The following is a 1,735-nucleotide window of genomic DNA, read 5'->3' on the forward strand; positions in this document are numbered from 1 at the left end:
CTGTCTGACAGGTCAGGATCAGACGCAGGACGTAACGCGTTTATGATGCGAATCTGCCTCTCGGTCAGGTCAGATTTTCATGCCTGACAGCCGACATTCAGCTTCCCCCCCTTAGCGGACTTTCATTGCCTCGTCCGCCCATAGGGCAATCTCACTTGCGGAGGGATTTTCAAGGTTCTCCGCTGCCTCAGCAGCGCTCGCTGCAAGACGATGCACCGTTACTGTCCAGGGGGCGTCTTCCGCTTCGTTCGGGAAGGCGGCGTTGATATACGCGCAGGCATCCACGAACTGCCTCAGTCCCTCGACGAACAGGGCTTCACAATCGGCCATGCCGCAGTCTTGCCGGTGATCAGTCATGCTGTGCTTTCCATGGATTGAGGAGTGGCACCCCCGAATACCGGAAATCATTCGTATTCCGTGTCACAACCGTCATGCCATGTACCAGGCCGGTCGCGGCGATGAGGGTGTCGCGCTCCGGGCCCGGATCCGGAACATGCAGGTGAGCGCAGCGGCGGGCGACCGCCAGATCGATGGGAAGTACCCGCTTCGAAAACTCGGGTAGAACGTAGTTCTCCAGCCAGTTCCGCAGAACGCTTCCCTGGGCGGGATCCCTGCGCTCGATCCGCATGACACCGACATCCAGCTCCATGACGGTGACGGCAGACAGGAAAAGGCTCTCGGCCTCCACCTGCTCTGCCCATCTTGCAACATTGGGGTCGGCCCTGCCCGCCCGCACCTTTCGCAGTTCGGAAACAACGTTCGTGTCCAGCAGGAACATCAACCGAGGTCCGCGGGACGCAGGCCGAGGGTCATGGGCGTCGGATCGAACTCGATGTCTTCAGCACCAGGCAGGGCGAGTGCATCCGCGATCTTTCGCGGTCTGTGGGTCAGCCGGCGATAGTCGTCGATGCTCAGCAGAACATGCGCCGGCCTGCCGCGGTCAGTGATGAAGACAGGCCCCTCAACGGCAGCCTTCTTCGCCCGGGACGTGTCCTGGTTGAACTCACGACTGGAAAATGTGGTGACAGTCATCTCGGGAGCCTCCTGCTTCTTATGTAGCGACATTACTACAATGGAGCAGACAGCGCCATGGAAATCGGGCTCTTCCGGTCTGCACTCACAAACGGGCCAGCTAGTGTCCTTCACAGGGCAGGTGCCCGACCTGGAGCTGACATTCTGAACGGAGAAAGCCGATGAACACGATGGAGCATGGTGGTGCAATGGCAGTCGAGCGCGTCAAACGCCTCGTGGCGGAGGCGCGCAGCCGCACGGCCTCTTCGGAAAGCCCGCGGCCGAAGGACAGTTCTGCTGACGCGACTGAGGGAAACGCGAGCGTGGCCCCGAAGCGGGAGGGTGATCCGGGGTCGTCCCATCAGCATTGACGGGATATATCCCGAGCGCCTCGACATTCCCTCTTTCCACGGCGGCCACGCTCGGCCGTCCCTTTTGTGGTGATTGCCTTGACGACACTCATTCCTCTTTGCGTCCCGTTTGAGCGCCGTAAGGAAGCAGCCCGGGGCGGTGCCACGTTCAACGGGGAGCAGAAGTGCTGGATGGCGCACCGGGACAAGCTCGACGCTCTATTGCCTTTCGTGCCTTACCGGTATCGGCCGGACCGCAAGGCCAGAGGTGGTCCCCATTTTTCGGACAGGGCGATAAGCTATCATCTGGCCTGAACGAGGACGGGTTTTATGGGCAAGGTTACGCGGAAACGGTATGCGGCAGAGTTCAAGTC

5 protein-coding genes are annotated in these 1,735 nt (G+C 60.6%); 2 read left to right on the forward strand and 3 right to left on the reverse strand.

Annotated features, from left to right (window positions below; all coding sequences use genetic code 11):
• Positions 1–111: 111 nt before the first annotated feature.
• From GOB93_RS20835 to GOB93_RS20845, 3 genes are read right to left on the reverse strand one after another with little or no spacing between them, the layout of a single operon-like run.
• Positions 112–330, reverse strand: a complete 219-nt coding sequence (locus tag GOB93_RS20835) for a hypothetical protein (RefSeq protein WP_173585267.1) — start codon at positions 328–330, stop codon at positions 112–114.
• A gap of 19 nt (positions 331–349) precedes the next feature.
• Positions 350–778: a type II toxin-antitoxin system VapC family toxin gene (locus GOB93_RS20840; RefSeq protein ID WP_173585268.1), complete on the reverse strand. Its 429-nt coding sequence runs from the start codon at positions 776–778 to the stop codon at positions 350–352.
• On the reverse strand, positions 778–1,032 hold the full coding sequence (locus GOB93_RS20845; protein WP_173571181.1) for a type II toxin-antitoxin system Phd/YefM family antitoxin: 255 nt from the start codon (positions 1,030–1,032) through the stop codon (positions 778–780). Before GOB93_RS20845 ends, GOB93_RS20840 begins: the two co-directional genes overlap by 1 nt.
• 161 nt (positions 1,033–1,193) lie before the next feature.
• On the opposite strand from GOB93_RS20845, the gene GOB93_RS20850 reads away from it, so the two are divergent.
• Both GOB93_RS20850 and GOB93_RS20855 read left to right on the forward strand, forming a co-directional pair.
• Entirely contained in the window at positions 1,194–1,382 is a 189-nt protein-coding gene (locus GOB93_RS20850; protein ID WP_062446539.1) for a hypothetical protein, read from the forward strand.
• A 78-nt stretch (positions 1,383–1,460) separates the two neighbouring features.
• Entirely contained in the window at positions 1,461–1,676 is a 216-nt protein-coding gene (locus GOB93_RS20855) for a hypothetical protein (protein WP_173585266.1), read from the forward strand.
• Positions 1,677–1,735: the final 59 nt, after the last annotated feature.

The organism is Acetobacter musti, assembly GCF_011516835.1.
In the GTDB taxonomy this organism is placed as follows: domain Bacteria; phylum Pseudomonadota; class Alphaproteobacteria; order Acetobacterales; family Acetobacteraceae; genus Acetobacter; species Acetobacter musti.